Raw genomic sequence first — 21,839 nt, 5'->3', positions numbered from 1 at the left:
GGGTCAGCGGCCGGGCCAGACCGGCGGCCGCTTTTCCTGGAAGGCGCGGACGCCTTCGGCTGAGTCCTCGCTGTCCAGCGCGGCCATCAGGGCCGGCAGCCGGAGCCCGCGGGCCTCCTTGGCGGTGAGGTGCCCGGTCTGCGTGACCATCTGCTTCACGGCCCGCACCGAGGTGGGGGCGCACGCAAGGATCTGGTCCACCCAGCGCTGCACCGCGGCGTCGAGCTCTTCTGCCGGGACCACCTCGTTGACCAGTCCCATGGACTGCATTTCCGCGGCGTCAGCCTTCCGGCCGGTCAGCAGCATGCCCATCGCCTGGGTATACGGGATCCGGCGCACCAGCTGGTGGATGCCGCCGTCGAGCGCCAAACGCCCCACCCGCGGTTCCGTGAGCCCGAACCTGGCATTGTCCGACGCCACCACGATGTCCGCGCCGAGCACGATCTCCATGCCGCCGCCGAGCGCGTAGCCGTTCACCCGGGCAATCACCGGCACATCGAGCGACGTGCGCAGGCTCAGCCCGCCGAAGCCGTTCGGGTCCAGGCCGGCCCAGTACTCCAGGCCGGTCTTGTCCACGGCGGAGGCGGACATGTCCGCCCCGACGCAGAACGCGCGGGTCCCGGCGCCGGTGATGACCACGGCGCGGACGTCGGAGTCCTGTTCCAGCTGCTCCCAGATCTCGTTGAGCCGGGCCTGGGCGGTGCCGTCGACGGCGTTGAGCACGTGCTGCCGGTCGATCACCACTGTGGCGACGTGGTTCTCGATGGTCAGGGTGATCTGGTCCACTGCGTTCGAGACGGCCGTCTCCGCGGGAGCCTCCGAAATCGCGGTCACCGCAGGACCCCTAGCTGCTGCAGGCGCTCGATGGTCTCCTCATCGAAGCCGTTCTCCAGCAGGACCTCCACATTGTGCTCACCGAGGCGCGGCGCCACGCGCCGGACGGTGGGCGGAGTGGCGGAGAGCCGGATGGGCGCGTTAAGCATGCGCACGGTCCCGACGCCGGGGTGCTCGGCCTCCACGATCATGCCGTTGGCCTCGGTCTGGGCATCGGCCAGGGCCTGCTCGAGGGTGTGGACCGGGGCGTTGAGCAGCCCCTGGTCCTCCAGCTTGCCGGTCCAGTACTCGGTGGTGTTGGTGGCGATGCGCTCGCGGAAGATGGCCTGCAGTGCAGGCTTGTGCGCGAACTGCTGCTTCAGGTCCGCAAACTCGGGCCGCTGCGTAAGGTCCTCGTCCAGCCCGAGGGCTTCGGAGATGCGGGCCAGCGGGTCCGGGGTGAAACCGCCCACCATGCACACGGCGCCGTCGGTGGTTTCGAACACGCCGCTCAGGGGCATGGCGCCCCAGTTGACCTCGTAGCCGCGGTTGAGCTGCATGCAGGCCTCCTGCATCTGCAGGTGCAGCATCGAGTCGTACATGGTCACCTCCACCTTCTGGCCGACGCCGGAGGTTTCCCGGGTGCGCAGGGCCAGCAGGATGCCCTGCATGAGGTGCATGCCGGTGATGTAGTCGCAGAGCGTGGTGGGGTAGATGGACGGCTTCTGGTCGTCCGATTCCCGCCGCCACATGACACCGGAGTAGGCCTGCGCGATCGCGTCCTGGCCGCCCTTGTGCGAGTACGGGCCGACGGGGCCGAAGCCGGTGCCGGAGGCCCAGATGATGCCGGGGTTCCCGGCCTTGAGTTCCTCGTAGCCGAAGCCCATCCGCTCCATCACACCGGAGCGGAAGTTGCTGACCACCACGTCCGCGTCCGCCATGATGGCGTGCAGGACGTTCCGGCCTTCCTCGGTGCGCGTGTCGATGGAGACGCTGCGCTTGTTGCGGTTGATGGACAGGAAGATCGGGTTGTCCTGGCCGTCCTTGTCCGGGAACGAGTTCCGCGAGATGTCCCCGGCGCCCGGGCGTTCCACCTTGATGATGTCCGCGCCGTAGTCGCCCAGCATCTGCGTGCAGGACGGGCCCATGAACACCTGGGTGAAGTCCACGATCTTGATGCCGTCCAGCGGCAGCGGGATGGCGGTGGGTTCCGCCGCGGCGGTGGGCGCCGCCGTCGTGCGTTCCAGCTCTGTCGTTTCCAGGGTCACGGTGCTCATGCCGGAACCGCCGCATCGGCGTCAACAGTGGCGTTCGACGACGGGACGTCGCCCGGGTCGGCGCCGTGACGGCGCATGCCCTGCTGGATGTCCAGGGCGGACACGTCGCGGACGAGGATGTTGTTTTCGACGGCGAGTGCTGCGGCGACGCCGACTGCCTGGCCCATGGCCATGCAGGGCGGGATCTCGCGGGACATCTTCTGCGCCTCGGGGGTGGCGGAGTAGTGGCGGCCGGCGACGAGGAGCTGGTCCACTTCCTTGGGCAGCAGCGAGCGGTACGGGTAGTAGTAGTCGCGGCCGCGGGCCACGGTGTCGGCGAAGTGGCGGCGCTGCGTGACGTCGTCCTTGGTCATGACGTACTCGCCCTGCAGCAGGCGGGTCTGGCGGACGCCCATCTGCGAGGCGACGTCCAGCATGTAGCAGTTTTCGAAGCCGGGCAGGTTGGCGCGGACGTAGTCCACGGCCTCGGAGATCCGGTCGCGGGCGGCGAACTCGGCGGCGGTCATGTCCGCCGGGTCCGTGCCGTCGAAGCCGGTCATGTGCGGGGCGTTGCACCAGACCACGCCGTCGATGGGGGTCTTGAGCCACCACAGTTCCCAGGCGCCGCCGAGGAGGCGCTTGATCTTGCGGTTGATGGCGCGGGCTTCCTTCGGGTTGGCCTGCTCGAAGGCTTCGGCGGCGTCGGTGTCCACGTTGCCGAGGCGGAAGACGAGCGTGGTGAGGTAGTTGTCCTTGGCGTAGCTGGCGCCGGCCCGGGAGGCGACGTCGATGTCGCCGGTGGTGTCGATGACGATGTCCGCCATGAAGGCCTGCGGGCCCAGCTTGGTCTCGCAGATGACGCCCTTGATCACGCCGTTGTCCACGATGGGGCGGGAGAACCAGGAGTGCAGGCGGAGGTCCACGCCGGCCTCGCGGACCAGGTCGTTGGAGACGCGCTTCCAGCCGTCCGGGTCGAAGGCCGCGGCGTAGCAGATGGGCTTGGGGCTGGTGTGGGAGTGGAAGTCGAAGGTGCCGTAGCGGCCCCACTTGTTCCAGAGTTCCTCGGAGGTCTTGCGGTCATCGGCCGGCGGTACGACGGCGAGTCCCAGCTTCTGCAGGCGCTCCACGTATTCGGACACGATGCCGGTGACGGTGATTTCCTGGCCGTTGATCATGTCGTCCAGCACCAGCACCATGCCGCCGGAAGCGAGGCCGCCGAGGGATGAGTAGCGTTCCAGCAGGGTGACCTTGGCGCCGGAGCGGGCTGCGGTGACGGCCGCGGCCACACCTGCGGGGCCACCGCCGACCACCAGGACGTTGGAACGGGAGATGACCGGGGCGGTGAGGTCCGCCGTCGTGGTGCTGAGTTCCAGGGAGTTGAACGTTGCGGGGGAGGTCATGGGGGAGTCCTTACTTTCCGACGAAGATGCCGTTGGAGCGGCGTGCGGCGAGGTAGAAAACGATGCTGAGGATGGAGAGAACGGCCACGTAGACCGGGAAGATCCAGCTGAGGTTCAGGGACTGGAACCAGACCAGCAGGTAGGAGGCGGTACCGCCGAAGAGTGCAACGCCGATTCCATAGCCCAGGGCTACGCCCGTGCCGCGGATGTTCTTGGGCATCAGGGAGGAGCTGACCACGTTGTAGAGGGTCATGTTCAGCACCAGGACGATGGAGCCGCCGAGGAGGACGGCTGCGAAGCCGCCGATGCCCGGCTGGACGTAGAAGAGCATGAGGAACACGGACGGGATCGCCAGGATGCGGGTGATCAGGAACCAGCGGGACATCGACTTGCCGTCGGTCAGCTTGCCGATGATCCAGCTGCCTGCCACCAGGATGACGCCCAGGACGGTGGTGAGGGCGAAGACGGCGGTGGGATCTTCCTTGAACCCGCTGCGGGCAGCGCTGGGAAGGCCGACGTTCCAGGCGTAGTTGTAGGCCTGTGCTGCGCCCACCACGAAGACGATGGCCAGGACGGAGAGCCAGTGCTTGCGGACTCCGGACCAGACGGCGCGGGGAGTGTTGCTGGCCATTTCCTCGGCCTTGAGGGTTTCCGGGAGCGAACGGCGGAGGTAGAGGACCACGAAACCGAAGAGTGCGCCGATGATGAACGGCACGCGCCAGCCCCACTCGGCCATGACGGCACCGCCCAGGACGAGGCTGCACAGGAAGCTGACCAGGGAAGCCAGCAGGATGCCGATGTTCACGTAGAAGCTCATCAGGCCGGCGACGTAGCCTTCACGGCCTTCGGGCGCCAGTTCCAGGGCATGGGACGTTGAAAGCGGGGCTTCAATGCCCGTGGAAATGCCCTGCAGCACCCGGCAGACCAGCAGGATGATGCCGGCCCAGGCGCCGATCTGCTGGTAGCTCGGCGTGACGGCGATGATCAGCGTGGTGCCTGCCATGAGCATGATGGACAGCAGCATGACGCGGCGGCGGCCCACGCGGTCGGCCAGGGTGCCGAGCAGGATCCCGCCGAGCGGACGGAAGGCGAACCCGACGGCGAACACGGCCAGCGCGTTCAAGGTGGCGGAGAGCGGATCGGTGTTGGGGAAGAAGTTGGGCCCGATGAAGGCCGAGAGGAGGCCGAAGACCATCCAGTCGTACCACTCGAGGGCGTTGCCGAGGCCGAGGCCCAGCAGGCCCTTGCGGACCTCAGGGGTGAATTTTTCGTGCTTGGTGCGGGAGGAGCGGGCGGGGGAGGGGGACGTGACGGCATTGTCCGTCCCTTGGGGGTCTGTCGTTTGTGTGTCGAGCATGGAAGTGTCCTTACGCTGACGCCGTGATGGGCGTGGGAGGGTATGACGCAGGAACGCCTGTTGGACGAGGCGTTTCATGCGAACGATGCAAGGAGTGTCTGCGGCCACGGTTCGTGTCCGGACAGTTAGGGGAAAACGCTGGTGCCGGTTGGGGGCGGCAGGGTTACCACGCGTGTGGTGCGTTGACCCAGATGGCTACGCATACCTCTTCGTAGCTGTTTTTGTACCAGTGCGGGATCTCTGAGGAGTACGTGATGGAGTCGCCCTCCTCAAGGCTGTAGCAGACGCCGTCCAGGAAGACGTCCTTGCGGCCCGAGATGATGTAGCAGAACTCCTCACCGCTGTGGGTGAAAGGTGTGCCGCTGGTGTCATGCCCCGGGGGCGTGCTGATCCACTGCGCTTCGATGTTTCCGTCGCGGTTGGGGGTCAGCAGTTCGTGAACTGCCTCGCCCACCGACTCGCGGGTCACGTTTTTCAGGTTGCGTCGGTCCGACTTTCGAACGACGGGGGACTTGGATTCATCCTGGCCAATGAAGAACCTCCCTACCGGGACGTCCAATCCGTGGGCCAGCTGTGCCAGAGTGGTGAAGGAAGGGTTGGCCAAGCCGCGTTCGATCTGGCTGACGATTGCTTGGCTGAGGCCGGTGATGTCCGAGAGCTGGGCGAGGGTCATGCCCTTGGCCTTACGCATGGTGCGCACCTTGTTTCCGACGGTCGCCAGAAGTTCGCTGGTGGCCGGTGGGGCGGGTGTCTCGGTGGTCATTGCCGCATCCTTCGTTGGTGAGCTAACTCACACAACTATAGTGAAGATTTTTAGCGAGTCAATGATTTTTCTTGATTAAAGTGAAAATCTTTACAGGAGTGCGGTTTTTGGTGGTGGGCATCCGCCGCCGCCCGGGCAGCCGCCCCGGCCAGCCGGCGTCGTGCCCTTAACGCAAAAAGCTGGTGCAGCCGCCTGCGCCTACGCAGGGCAACTGCACCAACCGGTGGTTAAAACATTCAGATTGCTATGAAGCGTTCCTCATTAGCGGCTCCTTATGTCCCGGCTTACGCGATCCGGGTTACCTGCGGTCCTCGGCCAGATGCCTTGAGAGGATCCAGCCGGAGCCAATCATCAGCACGCCCAGCGCCATGAGGGTCCAGCTGTCCAGCGTGTTCAGCGACAGGAAATTGGCCGCCGATCCCACTCCGACACTGAGCCCGAAGATGCTGAGGACGATGTACAGCGCGCCAAAGCCCATAAGGAAGTTCCGGGCGCCCATTCCATTGCGGGACATTGCCCAGCCTGTTGCACCGATGACCAGCTGAACAATGTTCAGCAGCATCGACACCTGGAACAGGTTGAGGAACATGGCGTGCGAATCAGGCCCCAAGAACCTTAGTTCGCCGTACTGCTGGGTGATGCCCGGGATGAATGCCAGGACACCCGCCAACATCAGGACAATACCTACACCCATGCCAACGTTCTGGACGTCGGTACGCCCGAAGTGAACGCCATGTGCATGTGGCGATGCGGTAGTCATTTTTCTGCCTCCAACCACTGATTGCGGACAATCCAATTTTACGGCTGAGTAACGAAAAAAGCGCTGGGGGATGGGGAGTTCTGCCCAGCGACAGGACGGTCCCGTTCTGCTGAACTGGCAGGACCATGAGCCTTGTGACACCCGTCCTCCGAACCCTGCTGGCCGTCGTCGTGCTTGCCTCAGCCGCGGGCTGCAGCGTAGCCGTGCCGGCCGGGACGGCGCCCGCCATCGGTGCGCTGAGGGTGGCCGACCCCGGAACCCTCAATCCCGGCCCCCTCAACAGGGCCGAGCAGCTCCTGCCCAAGGTGAACGCGCAGCCGTGGGCGGCACCGTTGCCAGTGGTGGTGCAGTCTGCCGGCAAGGACATGCAGTGTTCCATCAGCGCCGACGCTGCTGCCTGCCACCTGCTCACGGATGTCGCGCCCCGGCCCGGTGACATCAAGGGCCAGTGCGCGGGGATCAGTGAGTATCACGGCGGGTACGCGGTGGTGACGCTCGACGGCGGCGCCCAGTACGGGCTGTGCGGCAACGGAACCTCCCCGATGGAGGCGGAGGATGTGGCCGGACCAGCGTTCCCGGGCCCGTGGATCCAGGACGGCCAGACGGTGCGGCTGGGCAACATGGTGTGCGAGCGGGCACCCGGCGCCATGACCTGCGCGCATCTGCGGACGGGCCACGGCTTTATGATCGGCACGGACAACTACGAGCTCTGGTAACTCAGGGCTTTGAGCCTGTCGCACACGGGCCCGGGGCGCCGCGCGTGACACCATGGAACACGATGAAACTGCGCGCTGATCAGACCGGAGACCGTGGCATTCCCATGCCCTTGTGGCTGCAGGGGGCGCTCGAGTCGGCGCAGGCGGCGGTCATTTCCGCGCTGGTGGTGCTGGCGCCCATTGTCGCCGTATGGGCAACGGCCGGATTCCAGAACAACAACTTCGACGCCCTCGCCCGGCTTGGCGGCCAGGCCTGGCTGCTGATCCACGGCGTGCCGCTGCATCTGACCACCGTGGCGGGGGAAGCCGCGGCGCAGCCGGAATCGGGCACGCTGTCGCTGATCCCGCTGGGCCTCACGCTCATCCCGTTCCTGCTGGCGTGGCGGGCGGGCCGGCGCCTGGCCCGGGCTTCCTATACCGATCAGCTGTGGCAGGCCCTGCTGGGGTCCTGGCTGGTGTACGCCGGCTTCGGGATGGCCACTGGCTTCGTGTGCCGCACCGACGACGTCGCCATCTTCCTGTGGTTCGCCGGGCTGATGCCGCTGGTCCCGTTCGGCCTGGGCATGGTGGTGGGTGCCCGGCGCGAAGCGGGGTCCTGGAGCCGGCTCATCGGCGTCGACGCGGTGGACTGGATCGCCCGCACCAGCCAGCATTCCCGCTGGGCCGGTTCCTACCTCGGCTCCGCGGTCAAAGCCGGCTTCGTGGCCCTGATGGCCGCGTTCACCCTGTCCGCCGCGCTGCTCGCGGTGGACATCTTTATCCACTGGGACCTGGTGATCGCCGTGTATGAAGGGCTCGACGCCGGCGCCATGGGCGGTGCCGTGCTCACCATCGCGCAGCTCGGCTTCCTCCCCAACCTTGCCATCTTTGCGCTCGCCTGGACGTCCGGCTCCGGCTTCGCCCTGGGCGTCGGCTCGCACGCCGGACCGCTGGGAACCGCCGTCGGTCCGCTGCCGTCCATTCCGGTGTTCGCCGCCCTGCCCTCCGGACCACTGGATTACGGCTTCGTGGCGCTGGTGGTGCCGGTCCTTGCCGGTGCACTGGCCGGCTGGTGGTTCCTGCGCGAAGGCGAAAACCACTTCGACGAATGGCTGTCCATCAAGGTCCGTTCCCGCTGGTTCACGGCATCGGCATCCACTGTCGTCCTTGGAGCGATCATCGGTGTGGCGGCGGGCCTGATGGCGGGAGGCCTGGCCTGGATGGCCCGCGGGTCAGCCGGGATCGGCCGCCTCACGGACATCGGCCCGGACCCGCTGGGCACCTCGCTGTGGGTGGCCGCCGAGGTGGCCATCGGCGTCGTGATCGGTTACGCGGCGGGCCCGTGGCTGGAACGCCAGCAGAAACTGCGTGAAGCGGACCTGGAAGTGTCCAAGCCGTAGGAGGTGCCGCCGTCGGGCGTTCCTGTCGGTTGGCTCAGCGGAACCGGGCTTAGCGGAGCTGGGCGGGGAGGGACTTCTGCAGCTGCGTCTGGCACTGGGTCAGGGCCTGCTGGGTGAGCGCGCTGCGGGAGCACTGCTGGAAGTCGCGGACCTGGTTGAAGAACACTGCGGAAACCAGGATCAACAGCACCATCACCGCCGACACCACCAGCCCCGAGATGGTGCCGAAAAGGACCAGCTTGGATTCCTTGAGCCTGATGGCCCGGACCAGCACCATAACGCCGAGCACGATGCTCGCGGCCGTCAGGATGGCGGTCAGCCACACGTAGGTGACGTCCAGCTGGTAAACGAAGAAGGCGCCCAGGACGGCCACGATGAATGCACGGAACAGGTTGTGGGTCTTCGCCAGGGACGCCTTCGTGGCCTCGCTGAGGGGTTGCCGGGCCTGCTGGGGACCTGCGGAGTCGTTCGGGGGGTTCATGTTTTCCAGCCTACGCGAGCGGCCCCATAAGCTAGAGCCATGCGCATCGTTGTCCTCGTGTCCGGTACCGGCTCCAACCTCCAGGCCGTCATTGACGCCGTCAAGGCGGGCGAGCTGGACGTGGAGATCGCCGCCGTCGGCGCTGACCGGCCCGGGACCTACGGCGTGGAGCGGTCGGCGGCCGCCGGAATCCCGACCTTCGTGGTCGACTTCAAGGCCTACGACGACCGTGCGGACTGGAACGCGGCGCTGACCGAAGCCGTGGCCGCGTATGAGCCGGACGTGGTGGTGTCTTCAGGCTTCATGCGGATCGTCAGCCCCGGGTTCATCGACGCGTTCGGCGGCAAGTACCTCAACACCCACCCGGCCCTGCTGCCGGCTTTCCCCGGTGCCCATGGTGTGCGGGACGCCATGGCCTACGGCGTCAAGGTCACCGGCTGCACGGTGCACTGGGCCGACGCCGGCGTGGACACGGGCCCCATCATTGCCCAGGAAGCCGTGGACATCCGCGAGGACGACACCGAGGACACGTTGCACGAACGCATCAAGGTGGTGGAGCGCAGGCTCCTGGTCTCGACCCTGGCGCAGCTCGCCGCGGCCCCTTAGTTCGGCAGCGTTCACGTACCAGGAAGCGGTCGACGCCGGCGTGACCCGCCGTCGTTTACGGCACCGCTCGCTGACCATGCCAAGCCGGGGGATCCGGCAGCCCCGTCAAAGCGGCGGTATCGGGCTCCAGGGGCAGGTCCGGCCGGTTACCTTGGTCACGGCATTCTCAGCAGCGTCCCACGCAACGGCGTTTACACTTTGGTCCTTCCCGGGGTTCCTGCCTGGCGCTGACGAGCCGATTATTCACATTTCCCGGCCAGACACGATGGCCATCCCCAGACGGGCCCGCGTGCGTGGCCATCGTGGCCAGTTCTTCGGGGACGAAATTGTCGCTCTCGACGGGCTGCTGGTTACCTCGCGGCCGCGGACCTGGCTGGATTGCTCGCGGAAGATGAGCATCAATGAACTGACCGTTGTGGCAGACCATTTGCTGCGGATTCCGCGGCCCGAATTCGAGGGCCGAACGGACCCGCACGCCACCATGGAGGAACTCGCGGACATGCTGGACCGGCACAAGGGAACTCCCGGCATCCGGAAGGCCCGCCTGGCGCTTGAACAGGCGCGCGTCGGAGCCGATTCGGCGCCGGAAACCCGCCTCCGGCTGGCACTGGAGAACGCGGGATTGCCCGAACCACAATTGAACGTTCTGATGGAGCTGCGTCCCGGCGTGGTCCGTCAACCGGATCTGGGTTATCCGGAGCACCGCGTAGCGGTGGAGTACGAGGGCGAAGGCCACTCGGAGGTTGCGCAGATCGTCCGGGACATCGCGCGCGAGGAGGATTTCGGCCGGGCCGGGTGGGTGCTGGTCCGGATCTCCAAACGGCACATGGGCAATGATGCCCGGCCTGCGGTAGCGAAGGTCCGCTCGGCACTCCTCGGCCGCGGCTGGTTGCCCAAGTAGGTAGCAGCAGGTGTCGTTTTGAGACCTGAAAACGACACCTGCTGCTACCTAGTTGGGGGGGGAGAAGAAGGACCTGCTTACGTCAGGGTGCGCTGCTTGGTCTCGGGGGCGAAGAAGGCCATCCACAGCACCGACAGCAGGACCAGCCCGCCGGCCAGCGCGAAGGACGTCGCCAGGCCCAGCTGAGGCCACAGGACGGAGGCGAAAATCAGTGGACCGAAGCCAGCCCCCAGCCGGGAAAACGTCGATGCCCAGCCGAAACCCGTGCCGCGCAGGTCCGTCGGGTACAGCTCGGAGACGTATGTATAGAGCACCGGGATGGCCACCTGCACAATGAAGCCGAACACCAGCAGCCAGAACACGGCGGCGGACGGGATATCCACCACGAACGCCACGATGACCAGCGTTAGCGCGGACAGCGGCCCGGTAATCGCCAGGATCCACTTGCGGCCCACCCGCTCAACCAGTACGGCGGCCACCACGACGCCCAGGAGCCCGACGGCGGCCATGGATGCCGTGGTGAGGAACGCCTTGTAATCCTGGAAGCCGGCGCCGATGAGGATCCGCGGCATCCATGTCAGGGACAGGTAGTACACCAGCAGGATGCTGAAGAACAGCGACCAGGCAGCGGCGGTGACCTTCCAGTTGAAGCGCCAGACGCGGACCAGTTGGAGCCACGCACTCCCGGCGGAGAGCCGCGGCGCATCCTGAGCTTCCGGCAGGCTGTAGGCACGGGGCTCGGCGCCGGTGGCCTTGACCAGGTCGTCGATGACCTTGGCGGCCTCGTCGCGGCGGCCCTTGCGGATGAGGAACAGCGGAGACTCGGGCACGCTCCGCCGCACCCAGAACACCAGCAGGGCCGGCAGCACCATCACCAGCATGGTCAGCCTCCAGTCCGCGAACGCGGCAACCAGCCAGGCCGAGACGAAGCCGCACAACGCGGCGCCCACCGGCCACCAGCCGTCCATCGCCGTGAGGACCCTGCCGCGTTGCTTCCGCGGCGTGAACTCACCCACCAGGGCGTAGTCCACGGGAATGCACCCGCCCAGGCCGAAACCTGCCATGAAACGGAACACGCAGAACCAGATGAAGTCGGGGGAGAAGGCACCCAGCACCGTGAAGAGGGAGAAAATCAGCAAGGTGGCCGTGAAGGCCTTCTTGCGGCCGATGGTGTCCGCGATGGTGCCCCAGGCGAACGCGCCCAGCGCCATGCCGACCAGGTTCGACGTTCCGATCCACGCGGCGTCGCCGGGGGACAGCGCCCAGTGGGTGGACAGCAGCGGAATGAGGATCCCGTTGAGCGTCACGTCCCAGGCGTCGAACATAAAACCCAGCCCGCCGATCAGGAAGATCCTGCCCTGGACCTTCCACCGCCACGGCAGTTCCTGGACCACCTGTTCGCCGTTGGGCACAGTGGTGTAAGTATTCATCTCGGCCTCCTGGGAAAACTCTACGTCGCAGCGGCGGGTCTGCGCGCGGCCTTCACACACCGGCGCGCAGGGAGGGCATCCGGCGGGACGCGATAAACTGGCCTCATCCCCACCAACCGCGGCACCCCACCGTGTCAAAAGACGGAGACCTTTGTGAGCTTTACGCAGCTAGACCGTGTTCCCATCCGCCGAGCCCTGATCTCGGTCTACGACAAGACCGGTCTGGAGGAGCTCGCGAAGGGCCTGCACGAAGCAGGCGTCAAGATCGTCTCCACCGGCTCCACCGCGAAGAAGATCGCCGCGGCCGGCATTCCCGTCCAGGAAGTCGAGGAAGTCACCGGCTCCCCGGAAATGCTGGACGGCCGCGTCAAGACGCTGCACCCCCGCGTCCACGGCGGCATCCTGGCCGACCGCCGTGTCCCCGCCCACATGGAAACGCTGGCCAGCATGGAGATCGAGGCCTTCGACCTCGTCGTCGTGAACCTGTACCCGTTCGTGGAGACCGTGAAGTCCGGTGCCGCGCAGGACGACGTCGTGGAGCAGATCGACATCGGAGGCCCCGCCATGGTGCGCTCGGCGGCGAAGAACCACGCCGCCGTCGCCATCGTGGTGGATCCCACGTTCTACGGCAACGTTGTCCGCGCCGCCGCTGAAGGCGGCTTCGACCTGAAGACCCGCCAGCGCCTGGCTGCCAAGGCCTTCGCACACACCGCCACCTACGACAACGCCGTGGCCACCTGGACCGCCAGCCAGTTCCTCGATGAGGACGGCGACGGCGTCATCGACTGGCCCGCGTACGCCGGCCTCGCGCTGGAGCGCTCCGAGGTCCTCCGCTACGGTGAAAACCCGCACCAGCAGGCCGCACTGTACGTGGACAAGGCCGCTCCCGCCGGCATCGCCCAGGCCGACCAGATCCACGGCAAGGCCATGAGCTACAACAACTTCGTGGATGCGGACGCCGCACTCCGCGCCGCATACGACTTCGCCGAGCCCGCCGTGGCCATCATCAAGCACGCCAACCCGTGCGGCGTGGCCGTTGGTTCCGCCGACGCCGCGGACCCCATCGCGGATGCCCACGCCAAGGCCCACGCCTGCGACCCCGTCTCCGCGTTCGGCGGCGTCATCGCTGCCAACCGCACGGTCACCGCCGGAATGGCGCAGACCGTGGCCGGCATCTTCACCGAAGTGGTCATCGCCCCCGGGTTCGAACCGGAAGCCGTGGAGATCCTTGCCAAGAAGAAGAACATCCGGCTCCTGGCCCTGCCCGAGGGCTACGGGCGCTACCCGGCCGAAATCCGCCAGGTCTCCGGCGGCGTGCTCGTGCAGATTGCAGACAAGGTGGACGCCGAAGGCGACAACCCCGCCAACTGGACCCTCGCAGCCGGCGAAGCCGCGGACGACGCAACGCTGGCTGACCTTGCGTTCGCCTGGACCGCCTGCCGCGCCGCCAAGTCCAACGCCATCCTGCTCGCCGATCACGGTGCCGCCGTGGGCATCGGCATGGGCCAGGTCAACCGGCTCGACTCGTGCAAGCTGGCCGTGGAACGCGCCAACACGCTGGGCGTGACTGTGGAGTCCGACGTGGACGGCGCCGGCGGAGCGTCCAACGTCGGGACGACAGAATCAGGCGCGAGTGGCGCACCGCAGCGCGCCCGCGGTGCCGTTGCAGCATCAGATGCGTTCTTCCCGTTCGCCGACGGCCTGCAGATCCTGATCGACGCCGGCGTCCGCGCCGTGGTCCAGCCCGGCGGTTCCGTCCGGGACGACGAGGTCATCGCCGCGGCCAACGCCGCCGGCATCACGATGTACTTCACGGGTGCGCGGCACTTCTTCCACTAGGAAGACGGACGGACCCAGCCACCGGCTCCGGTGGTTGAGCCTGTCGAAACCCTGACCGCGTACGACGGCGACCGCCCCCCGAAAGGGGACGGTCGCCGTTGTCGTTTATTCAGTTAGTCCGCTTCAGCTGCAGCGGATGGTCCGTCGTCAGCCTCAGGCGGGGGGAGCCGGACCCTGCGCGGCTTCGCGCCTTCCATGCGCTCCGGCGTCCAGTAGGCGAGGACGTCCGCCGGCACCTGGCTGATCTCGCTGACGCTCACGGTTTCGTCAGCCGAAGGGCCGTCTGCCGAAGTGCCGTCAGCCGAAGTGCCGTCAGCCGAAGGGCCGGGGGCGTCAGTTGGCGGACGATGCACTCGAGTAGGCCTGCTGGATGACGGAGCCCCAGTACGGCCCGTACATGACCGTGGACCGGCTGCCGTAACCGTAGCTGTTGATGGAGTTCTGGTATCCGCCGGAGCTGGTGCCGATGAACCACGGGCCGCCAGATGATCCGCCGGTCATGTCGCAGGGGATGCCCTGGGACTGGAACTGCGGGTTGTTGGGATCGTTGCTGGCCGGCCCGGTGCAGCTGACGAGTGAGGAACCGTCGAACGGCGCCGCTGCGGGATAGCCATAGGACTTGTACGTCAGGCCGCGGGCGGCATTGAACTGGACACCGGAGGCACCTACAACGTCTGCAAGGCTCTGGCCGTTGAGCGGAGAGACGACGGCGAAGCCCGTGTCGTACTGCATGTCGCCGGCCGAGCTCCACTGCGTGGGAGCGTACAGGGCCTTGGCTGCCCACTTGCCGTAGGGCGCGGCACCGTCCAGGTAGGCCGGGACGAAGATGAAGTTGGTGGCGAAGGCGCCCGGTCCCTCGTTGATGCAGTGGCCTGCGGTGGACACGGTGCTCTTGTTGGTGGACACCACGGAGTTACCGGAGCAGACGTAGTTGCTGCCGCCCAGGGTGAAGAAGACCTTGCCGATGTGGGACACCGGACTCTCATCGGCGTGCAGGGGTGCGGGTTTGCCGTTGCCTGCCTTGCCGGCAATCTTGGTGCTCGAGCCCTTTTCCACGGTTGCAGCAGACGAAGTGTTGCCGCGCTGCAGTGCTTTGCTGGCCAGTACGTCGCCCGGGACCGCTGTGCGCATGCGGTCAGGCGTCCAATAGTTGGCTGCACTTGAGCTGTCCACTGACTGGCTGGCAACCTGCCCGCCGTCCTGGGGAGACGGGGCCTGCGGGGATGCGGGAGCGGCAGTTGCCCCTGCAGCTGCACTGACGGCAAGCAGGGCGGCGGCGGACAGGCTCAGGAGGCTGGTGGCCAGAGTCTTCGATTTCGTCATGGGTGTCCTCAACAGAAGTTTGCGCCGGCCTCAGGTGGTGGCCGCCGCTGGTGGAGATCAACCTACCCACTGTGACAATTGTTGTAAAGAGATAGACTAGTTTCGTATTGGGGCTGGTGGGATGTGGTCCCCGTCTCTCCGAGGCCCTGTCAGTGCGACGGCCGGGGGTATGCTACGCGTCGCTGGACGCCACGATGGGCGCCGACGCGCCCTGCTCGGGTAAGTTAAGAATGTTGAAATAACGCCAGAGTTCCAGATGTATGTATACCTTCAGGAGACGCCCCACCAATGGCCAAGATTATTTATACCCACACTGACGAAGCGCCCATGCTGGCCACCTACTCGTTCTTGCCGATCATCGAGGCCTACGCGTCGACTGCCGGTGTGGAAGTGGAGACCCGCGACATCTCCCTCTCTGGCCGCATCATCTCCGTCTTCGGTGACTACCTCACCGAAGAGCAGCGGATCAGCGATGCCCTGGCCGAACTGGGTGACCTGGCAAAGAAGCCGGAAGCCAACATCATCAAGCTGCCCAACATCAGCGCATCGATTCCGCAGCTGAAGGCCGCCATCGCCGAGCTCCAGTCCCAGGGCTACGACCTTCCGGACTACCCGGACAACCCGTCCTCCGACACCGAGACGGACATCCGCTCACGCTATGACAAGATCAAGGGCTCGGCCGTCAACCCGGTCCTGCGCGAAGGCAACTCCGACCGCCGTGCGCCCCTTTCCGTGAAGAACTACGCCCGCCAGAACCCGCACTCCATGGGTGCCTGGACGCCGGAGTCCAAGACCAACGTGGCCACCATGGGCGCCGAGGACTTCCGCGCCAACGAAAAGTCGGTGGTCATCGAAGCTGATGACACCGTCAAGATCCAGCTGGTCAAGGAAGACGGCACCGTCAAGGTCCTGAAGCGCGGGTTCCCCGTGCTGGCCGGCGAAGTTGTTGACGGCACCGTGATGCGCGCCGCCGCTTTGGACGAATTCCTGGCAGCACAGGTTGTCCGCGCCAAGGAAGAGGGCGTGCTGTTCTCGGCACACCTGAAGGCCACCATGATGAAGGTCTCGGACCCCATCATCTTCGGCCACGTGGTGAAGGCCTACTTCGCCGAACTGTTCGACACGTACGGCGAGCAGCTTGCCGCCGCAGGCCTGAGCGCCAACAACGGTCTGGCCTCCATCCTGGGCGGACTCGAAGAACTTCCCGAAGACGTCCGCGAAGGCGTCCAGGCTGCCATCAAGAAGGGCCTCGCCGAAGGTCCCGCACTGGCGATGGTGGACTCGGACAAGGGCATCACCAACCTGCACGTTCCGTCCGACGTCATCGTGGACGCATCCATGCCCGCGATGATCCGATCCTCCGGCCACATGTGGGGCCCGGACGGCAAGGAAGCCGACACGCTGGCCGTCCTTCCGGACAGCAGCTACGCCGGCATCTACCAGGTTGTCATCGACGACTGCCGCGCGAACGGCGCCTTTGACCCGACCACCATGGGCACCGTGCCGAACGTGGGCCTCATGGCACAGGCCGCCGAGGAATACGGCAGCCACGACAAGACCTTTGAGATCCAGTCGGCCGGCACCGTCCAGCTCGTGGACAGCAAGGGCACCGTCCTGATCGAACACCAGGTGGCCCCGGGCGACATCTGGCGCGCCTGCCAGGCCAAGGACGTGCCGATCCGCGACTGGGTCAAGCTGGCCGTCACCCGCGCCCGCGCCTCCGAAACCCCGGCAGTGTTCTGGCTGGACGAAGAGCGCGCACACGACGCCAACCTGATCGCCAAGGTCAGGGAATACCTCAAGGAGCACGACACCGAGGGCCTCCAGATCGAGATCATGTCCCCGGTGAAGGCCACGGCCTTCACCCTCGAGCGCATCCGCAAGGGCGAGGACACCATTTCGGTGACCGGCAACGTGCTCCGCGACTACCTCACCGACCTTTTCCCGATCCTCGAACTGGGCACCAGTGCCAAGATGCTGTCCGTGGTTCCGCTGATCAACGGCGGCGGACTCTTCGAGACCGGCGCAGGCGGATCCGCTCCGAAGCACGTCCAGCAGCTGCTGAAGGAAAACCACCTGCGCTGGGACAGCCTGGGTGAATTCCTGGCTCTCGCCGTCAGCTTCGAGCACCTCGCCACCACCACGGGCAACAAGCGTGCCCAGGTTCTCGCCGACACCCTGGACCGCGCCACCGGCACGTTCCTGCTCGAAAACAAGTCCCCCCGCCGCAGCGTTGGGGAACTGGACAACCGCGGCAGCCACTTCTACCTGGCCAAATTCTGGGCGCAGGAACTGGCGAAGCAGGCCGACGACGTCGAGCTTGCCGCCGATTTCGCCGCCGTGTCCGAGGCGCTGACCTCCAACGAGGACACCATCGTTGCCGAGCTGCTCGCAGTGCAGGGCTCCCCGGTGGACATCGGCGGTTACTACCACCCGGACGTTGCCAAGGTTGCCTCGGTGATGCGTCCGTCCGCGAAGTTCACCGAAGTGCTCTCCGGACTGGCCAAGTAGCCGGACCGGCCAAACAGAACGCCCCGCTTCCCATCACGGGAGGCGGGGCGTTCTGTTTGGCCGGCGGCCGCAGCGCTAGCGCTGGACGTGCTTGCCGAACGGAGGCTCGGTGGCCATATCCGGATCCGCGTTCACGGGCTGCTCCGTGGGCACGGCGTCGTAGCCCACTTCTTCTTCGAGGGGAACGGCGGTCGTGGCGTCGAGCGGAATTTCCGCCGTCGTGGCAGCTGTTGTTGCCGCGCCGGCTCCGGTTGCAGCTCCGCTGACTGCGCCATCGCTGACGCGGTCCCGCCACGCGCCGGTCTCCACTTCGCGTTCCTCGATGAACTTCTTGAAGCGTTTGAGGTCCGAGGCCACCTGGCGGGAATCAAGGCCCACCGCCGCCCCCACCTTTTCGACCGCGGAATCGGGCTCCCAGGCGAGTTCCACACTGACCTTCGTTTCGGTCGGGTTGAGCGCTTCGAACCATACTGTTCCGGCGTTGCGGGGCTCGTCGAGGCTCTCCCACGTCACGCGCTGGTCCGGCTGCTGGACGGTGATCCGGGCGTCGTATTCCCTCTTGACGCCGCCGATGCTGGTCTGGAAGTGCACTGTGGTGTCGTCGAGCTGCCGCACGTCGTCCACGCCGCTCATGAAGTGCGGGAAGTCCTCGAACTGGGTCCACTGGTTGTAGGCCTGGCTCAGCGGGACGCTTACGTTGATGGATTCCTGGACAGTTGCCATGCTTACATCACTCCTTCAGCTGGCGGGCCGGTGGCCCGCGGTTCTGATCTCGTTGCGGGCTTCATGGGCACGCTTAAACCAACCTAGCGACAATCGCGGCAAATAGTAAGTTTGCTGATGAAAAATTGCCGTAGGGCTGTTCGGGCGCGGAGGCCGACGACGGCGGGATTCCTGGTCGGGCCGTCCACCTCACCAAGCCCTCCACTCATTCCAGCCGCCGTTGCCGGCGTCAGCGTCCGGAGGCGCCCTTGCCTTTCTCGCCCTTTCCCGGGACTACTTGAGAAGGGGCGGGGACTTCGACGGCGGGAGCAGGGGCTGCCTTCGCAGCTTCTGCCGCCGCCGCATCGGCTGCTGCCTTGGCAGCGGCTGCCGCTTCCGCGTCGGCCTGGGCTTTCGCTGCTGCCTGCGCAGCGGTGAGGTCTGCCCGCACGGCTTGGACCGCCGTCATGATGCTCTGATGGCGTTTGAACGACACGCTGCCCTCGGCCGCTGAAGCGTCGAGCTGTGCCACGAGCTCGTCGAGCGACTTGAGTGCGCCGGATGTGTCGTTGCCGGCCGCAGACTGTGAAACAGTCAGGACCTTGGCCTGTAGTTTCTCCGCGGCATCCGCTTCAAGGTCAGGGGCCGTGGAACTGCAGCCGGCGAGAGCGGCCGAAAGCAGGCCGGCGGCGATGAGCGTCCGCCAACGGCGGGACGGCACCAGGCGAAGGTGGTTTTCTGCGATTGACGTCACGGTTCCACGCTCTTCTGTAGTTGCTCAAGGTGTTCGCCCAGCGTTCCGGTAACGGCAGGGTATTGAACAGGTTCCGGCGTGCTGGGCGTGTTGACGGTCAGAAGAATCAGGGCTCCCACTACCAGGAGGGCGAGCCCGGCTAGCGCAGCAGCTAGCTTGCGGCGGCCCGCGGTGCCGATGCGTCGGGTGATTCCGGCGCGGGGCGGGCCGTCTCCGCTGGCCGCCAGCTGAGCCGTTGTGCGGGCGGGGGCGGCCGGCACCGAATCCAATTCCTGCGTCGTGTCCGGAGCTACAAGCGGCGGCCGCGACGGCGGTGCGGGAAGGATGCGGGTGGGCTCCTGGGCCACCGCGCCGGGTATCGACTCAGGGGAGACCAAGGCATGCCGGAGGGCGATCTCGACATCAGCCGCCGTCGGGCGGTCCATGGGTTCCAGCGCCGTCATGGAGCTGATCAGGCTTGCCCATTCTGCGGGAACATCGTCCGGGATTCCCGGGGCGCGGTGCAGGCGGGCCACTGCAGATTCAATGGCGCTGCCCGGATATTCCACGGCTCCCTTGATGCACTCAAGAAGCACGAGGCCCAGGGAGTAGATGTCGCTGGCCGGACCCAGGTCGGCGCCCCTCGCCTGTTCCGGGCTCAGGTAGGCGGCCGTTCCCACCATGGTTCCGGTGGCTGTTAGCCGCGTGCCGTCAACGATCCGGGCAATGCCGAAATCCGCCAGCTTGGGGCGCAGGGGTTCGCCGGGGCGGACCTGTACCAGCATGATGTTGGCTGGCTTGATGTCACGGTGGATGATGCCCAGATTATGGACGTATGCCAGGGCATCGGCCACCCCTGCTCCGATCACTGCCAGTTCATCCAGGGGCACTGGGCTGTGCCGGATCCTGCTCCGGAGGTCCTGTCCCTCAATCAATTCCATGGTGAGGAAAGGGCGCGGTTCTTCAGGGACGCGGGAGTCGATTCCGGCGTCGAAGAGCGTCACGAGGCTCGGGTGGTTCAGGGTGGCGAGCAGTTCTATCTCGGCTTCCTGACGCTTTAGCTCGTCCGCGTCGGCGGCCTGCGGAGCAAAGAGCTTCAAAGCAACGTCGCGGCCGAGGTTTTCATCCCTGGCCGTGTACACCGATGCCATGCCGCCGCGTCCGATGACGTCGCCAAGACGGTAGCGGCCGCCTAGGACCTCCGCCGTATCACTGGGCGAACTCTCCACGATGTCCCCATCCTTTTTTGCGTTCCCCTCGGAACGCGCTCTAAAGAATAATACGGGGACGGGTATGCATTTTCATAAGGGTGCTTGGTAGTTGACCTCCGCAATCGAAAGTGGAGCTGCCGGAGGTCCGGCGCGGAAGGCCCTGAGCGGCCTCCCGCGCCAGGCCAGTCCAGGGGCCCAGCTGACGTGGCGGGCAGGGCGGCGGTGATGGCCACACCCTGCCCGCCGGCAGCTTAGGCCGTCCTCCGCCGGGTCAGTGCCAGCATGATGGTCATGCCGCCGGTGAAAAGCAGAAGGGCCACGGTTACCAGGTCAAGGTTGGCTCCCGTGTTGGCGAGAAGGCTGGCCCCTTTGTTGGCGGGACCCGAGGCTGCCAACGCAGTGACTGAGGCGGCCGCCGGTGCCACATTCGTGCCGGGCAGTTCCAGCGGTGACGGACCTTCAGCAGCGGCCGCCGGAGGGGCGATTGCCGGACCGAACACCAACGGGGGCGTGGCCACCGGAGGCGTAACAACAGGCGGATTAACCACCGGGGGAGCCACTACCGGAGGAACGACCGTGGACGACGAGTCCCCGCCGATTCCAACCGACGCGCCGCCAACCGTGATCGGTGCGGTCACCGGTGCGACGACCTGGGTTCCGGAGGCGAGACCCTCGGAACCGCTGGTGGTTGAACCGGTGGTGCCGGTTCCTGCCGGTGAGGTGCCCCCGGTGGTGGTGGTGTCGGTGGCCGTTGAGTCACCCAGCAGGCCCAACGACGTCGTTCCTACCGTGACGGGTGCGGTCACCGGTGCGATGACCTGGGTTCCGGAGGCGAGACCGTCGGAACCGTTGGTGGTTGAACCGCTGGTGGTGGCGGGGGTGGTGCTTGTTCCAGCCGGTGCGCTGGTGGTGCCGGTGTTTTCGGTGGTTGCCGTTGAGCCACCCAGCAGGCCCAACGACGTCGTTCCTACCGTGATCGGGAAGGTGACAGGTGCGACGACCTGGGTTCCGGAAGCGAGACCGTCGGAACCGCTGGTGGTTGAACCGCTCGTGTTGGTGCCAGCCGGTGCGGTTCCCCCGGTGTTTTCGGTGGTGGCCGTTGAGTCACCCAGCAGGCCCAACGACGTCGTTCCTACCGTGGCGGGTGCGGCCACCGGTGCGATGACCTGCGTTCCGGAGGCGAGACCGTCGGAACCGCTGGTGGTTGAACCGCTCGTGTTGGTGCCAGCCGGTGCGGTTCCCCCGGTGTTTTCGGTGGTGGCCGTTGAGTCACCCAGCAGGCCCAACGACGTCGTTCCTACCGCGACGGGTGCGGTCACCGGTGCGACGACCTGGGTTCCGGAGGCGAGACCGTCGGAACCGCTGGTGGTGGCGGGGGTGGTGCTTGATCCCGCCGGCGCGGTTGTGGTCCCGGTGTTATCGGTGGTTGCCGTTGAGTCACCCAGCAGGCCCAACGACGTCGTTCCTACCGTGACGGGTGCGGTCACCGGTGCGACGACCTGGGTTCCGGAGGCGAGACCGTCGGAACCGCTCGTTGTATCCGCTGCACTTGCAGCGGTGGAGCCGAGGGCTAAGAGCCCGCCGGCAAAGAGGGTGCTGAGCAGCCCTCTGCGGATATTTGCGTGCATGGTGAAATCTCCTGAAAGTTGTTTGTCAGG

At 66.3% G+C, this 21,839-nt stretch carries 20 protein-coding genes; 6 read left to right on the top strand and 14 right to left on the bottom strand.

Going from position 1 to position 21,839, the window contains the following annotated elements; translation table 11 throughout:
- Nucleotides 1-3 precede the first annotated feature (3 nt).
- From BS38_RS0109220 to BS38_RS0109195, 6 genes are all read right to left on the bottom strand, one after another.
- Complete coding sequence (locus tag BS38_RS0109220; RefSeq protein ID WP_231511162.1) at nt 4-834, bottom strand: enoyl-CoA hydratase-related protein; 831 nt, start codon at nt 832-834, stop codon at nt 4-6.
- The gene (locus BS38_RS0109215; RefSeq protein WP_028270539.1) at nt 831-2,090 is read right to left on the bottom strand and encodes a CaiB/BaiF CoA transferase family protein; all 1,260 of its coding nucleotides are present in this window, start codon (nt 2,088-2,090) and stop codon (nt 831-833) included. The genes BS38_RS0109220 and BS38_RS0109215 overlap by 4 nt, the downstream gene beginning before the upstream one ends.
- Nucleotides 2,087-3,469 (bottom strand): FAD-dependent oxidoreductase, encoded by a 1,383-nt coding sequence (locus BS38_RS0109210; RefSeq protein WP_028270538.1) that lies wholly within the window; start codon nt 3,467-3,469, stop codon nt 2,087-2,089. The genes BS38_RS0109215 and BS38_RS0109210 overlap by 4 nt, the downstream gene beginning before the upstream one ends.
- 10 nt (nt 3,470-3,479) lie before the next feature.
- Complete coding sequence (locus BS38_RS0109205) at nt 3,480-4,826, bottom strand: MFS transporter (RefSeq protein ID WP_028270537.1); 1,347 nt, start codon at nt 4,824-4,826, stop codon at nt 3,480-3,482.
- A 163-nt stretch (nt 4,827-4,989) separates the two neighbouring features.
- Entirely contained in the window at nt 4,990-5,589 is a 600-nt protein-coding gene (locus BS38_RS0109200) for a helix-turn-helix domain-containing protein (protein WP_028270536.1), read from the bottom strand.
- Between the two features lie 298 nt (nt 5,590-5,887).
- Nucleotides 5,888-6,349: a DUF4383 domain-containing protein gene (locus BS38_RS0109195; RefSeq protein WP_028270535.1), complete on the bottom strand. Its 462-nt coding sequence runs from the start codon at nt 6,347-6,349 to the stop codon at nt 5,888-5,890.
- A gap of 125 nt (nt 6,350-6,474) precedes the next feature.
- Here BS38_RS0109195 and BS38_RS0109190 point away from each other — a divergent pair, with 125 nt between their 5' ends.
- On the top strand, nt 6,475-7,065 hold the full coding sequence (locus tag BS38_RS0109190) for a hypothetical protein (protein WP_028270534.1): 591 nt from the start codon (nt 6,475-6,477) through the stop codon (nt 7,063-7,065).
- Nucleotides 7,066-7,127: 62 nt separating this feature from the next.
- Nucleotides 7,128-8,444 carry a cell division protein PerM gene (locus tag BS38_RS0109185; protein ID WP_028270533.1) on the top strand — a complete coding sequence of 439 codons (1,317 nt, stop codon included), beginning with the start codon at nt 7,128-7,130 and terminating at the stop codon, nt 8,442-8,444.
- A 49-nt stretch (nt 8,445-8,493) separates the two neighbouring features.
- Here BS38_RS0109185 and BS38_RS0109180 read toward each other — a convergent pair whose 3' ends face one another.
- Nucleotides 8,494-8,925, bottom strand: a complete 432-nt coding sequence (locus tag BS38_RS0109180) for a hypothetical protein (RefSeq protein WP_028270532.1) — start codon at nt 8,923-8,925, stop codon at nt 8,494-8,496.
- Between the two features lie 39 nt (nt 8,926-8,964).
- On the opposite strand from BS38_RS0109180, the gene purN reads away from it, so the two are divergent.
- Nucleotides 8,965-9,531: a phosphoribosylglycinamide formyltransferase gene (gene purN / locus BS38_RS0109175; RefSeq protein ID WP_028270531.1), complete on the top strand. Its 567-nt coding sequence runs from the start codon at nt 8,965-8,967 to the stop codon at nt 9,529-9,531.
- 289 nt (nt 9,532-9,820) lie between these two features.
- Nucleotides 9,821-10,432 (top strand): hypothetical protein, encoded by a 612-nt coding sequence (locus tag BS38_RS24785; protein WP_231511160.1) that lies wholly within the window; start codon nt 9,821-9,823, stop codon nt 10,430-10,432.
- A gap of 77 nt (nt 10,433-10,509) precedes the next feature.
- Here the strand turns inward: BS38_RS24785 and BS38_RS0109165 are convergent, their stop codons facing one another.
- A complete protein-coding gene (locus BS38_RS0109165) occupies nt 10,510-11,862 on the bottom strand; it encodes an MFS transporter (protein WP_028270530.1) in 1,353 nt (450 codons plus the stop codon).
- A gap of 153 nt (nt 11,863-12,015) precedes the next feature.
- Here BS38_RS0109165 and purH point away from each other — a divergent pair, with 153 nt between their 5' ends.
- On the top strand, nt 12,016-13,701 hold the full coding sequence (gene purH / locus BS38_RS0109160) for a bifunctional phosphoribosylaminoimidazolecarboxamide formyltransferase/IMP cyclohydrolase (RefSeq protein WP_028270529.1): 1,686 nt from the start codon (nt 12,016-12,018) through the stop codon (nt 13,699-13,701).
- 113 nt (nt 13,702-13,814) lie between these two features.
- Here purH and BS38_RS27070 read toward each other — a convergent pair whose 3' ends face one another.
- A complete protein-coding gene (locus BS38_RS27070) occupies nt 13,815-13,961 on the bottom strand; it encodes a hypothetical protein (protein WP_156037095.1) in 147 nt (48 codons plus the stop codon).
- A 73-nt stretch (nt 13,962-14,034) separates the two neighbouring features.
- A complete protein-coding gene (locus BS38_RS0109150) occupies nt 14,035-15,024 on the bottom strand; it encodes a trypsin-like serine peptidase (protein ID WP_028270528.1) in 990 nt (329 codons plus the stop codon).
- Between the two features lie 288 nt (nt 15,025-15,312).
- Between BS38_RS0109150 and BS38_RS0109145 the strand changes: the two genes are divergently transcribed.
- Complete coding sequence (locus tag BS38_RS0109145) at nt 15,313-17,535, top strand: NADP-dependent isocitrate dehydrogenase (protein WP_028270527.1); 2,223 nt, start codon at nt 15,313-15,315, stop codon at nt 17,533-17,535.
- A 75-nt stretch (nt 17,536-17,610) separates the two neighbouring features.
- Here BS38_RS0109145 and BS38_RS0109140 read toward each other — a convergent pair whose 3' ends face one another.
- The 4 genes from BS38_RS0109140 to BS38_RS0109125 form a co-directional block, all read right to left on the bottom strand.
- On the bottom strand, nt 17,611-18,258 hold the full coding sequence (locus BS38_RS0109140; RefSeq protein WP_028270526.1) for an SRPBCC family protein: 648 nt from the start codon (nt 18,256-18,258) through the stop codon (nt 17,611-17,613).
- Nucleotides 18,259-18,487: 229 nt separating this feature from the next.
- The gene (locus tag BS38_RS0109135) at nt 18,488-18,991 is read right to left on the bottom strand and encodes a hypothetical protein (protein WP_051628805.1); all 504 of its coding nucleotides are present in this window, start codon (nt 18,989-18,991) and stop codon (nt 18,488-18,490) included.
- On the bottom strand, nt 18,988-20,202 hold the full coding sequence (locus BS38_RS0109130) for a serine/threonine-protein kinase (protein ID WP_028270524.1): 1,215 nt from the start codon (nt 20,200-20,202) through the stop codon (nt 18,988-18,990). The genes BS38_RS0109135 and BS38_RS0109130 overlap by 4 nt, the downstream gene beginning before the upstream one ends.
- A gap of 230 nt (nt 20,203-20,432) precedes the next feature.
- Entirely contained in the window at nt 20,433-21,809 is a 1,377-nt protein-coding gene (locus BS38_RS0109125; protein WP_028270523.1) for a hypothetical protein, read from the bottom strand.
- Between the last annotated feature and the right edge of the window lie 30 nt (nt 21,810-21,839).

It is taken from the genome of Arthrobacter sp. UNC362MFTsu5.1 (assembly GCF_000685965.1).
Taxonomy (GTDB): Bacteria; Actinomycetota; Actinomycetes; order Actinomycetales; family Micrococcaceae; genus Arthrobacter.
This window is presented reverse-complemented; position numbering and strand designations above follow the sequence as displayed.

What these genes read in the sequence shown, in the direction of transcription:
- BS38_RS0109165 (WP_028270530.1), bottom strand. Translation starts at nt 11,862, where the DNA reads ATGAATACTTACACCACTGTGCCCAACGGCGAACAGGTGGTCCAGGAA.
- BS38_RS0109215 (WP_028270539.1), bottom strand. Translation starts at nt 2,090, where the DNA reads ATGAGCACCGTGACCCTGGAAACGACAGAGCTGGAACGCACGACGGCG.
- BS38_RS0109185 (WP_028270533.1), top strand. Translation starts at nt 7,128, where the DNA reads ATGAAACTGCGCGCTGATCAGACCGGAGACCGTGGCATTCCCATGCCC.
- BS38_RS0109140 (WP_028270526.1), bottom strand. Translation starts at nt 18,258, where the DNA reads ATGGCAACTGTCCAGGAATCCATCAACGTAAGCGTCCCGCTGAGCCAG.
- BS38_RS0109150 (WP_028270528.1), bottom strand. Translation starts at nt 15,024, where the DNA reads ATGACGAAATCGAAGACTCTGGCCACCAGCCTCCTGAGCCTGTCCGCC.
- BS38_RS0109195 (WP_028270535.1), bottom strand. Translation starts at nt 6,349, where the DNA reads ATGACTACCGCATCGCCACATGCACATGGCGTTCACTTCGGGCGTACC.
- BS38_RS0109200 (WP_028270536.1), bottom strand. Translation starts at nt 5,589, where the DNA reads ATGACCACCGAGACACCCGCCCCACCGGCCACCAGCGAACTTCTGGCG.
- purN (WP_028270531.1), top strand. Translation starts at nt 8,965, where the DNA reads ATGCGCATCGTTGTCCTCGTGTCCGGTACCGGCTCCAACCTCCAGGCC.
- BS38_RS0109180 (WP_028270532.1), bottom strand. Translation starts at nt 8,925, where the DNA reads ATGAACCCCCCGAACGACTCCGCAGGTCCCCAGCAGGCCCGGCAACCC.
- BS38_RS0109125 (WP_028270523.1), bottom strand. Translation starts at nt 21,809, where the DNA reads ATGCACGCAAATATCCGCAGAGGGCTGCTCAGCACCCTCTTTGCCGGC.
- BS38_RS0109205 (WP_028270537.1), bottom strand. Translation starts at nt 4,826, where the DNA reads ATGCTCGACACACAAACGACAGACCCCCAAGGGACGGACAATGCCGTC.
- BS38_RS0109210 (WP_028270538.1), bottom strand. Translation starts at nt 3,469, where the DNA reads ATGACCTCCCCCGCAACGTTCAACTCCCTGGAACTCAGCACCACGACG.
- BS38_RS0109190 (WP_028270534.1), top strand. Translation starts at nt 6,475, where the DNA reads ATGAGCCTTGTGACACCCGTCCTCCGAACCCTGCTGGCCGTCGTCGTG.
- BS38_RS0109145 (WP_028270527.1), top strand. Translation starts at nt 15,313, where the DNA reads ATGGCCAAGATTATTTATACCCACACTGACGAAGCGCCCATGCTGGCC.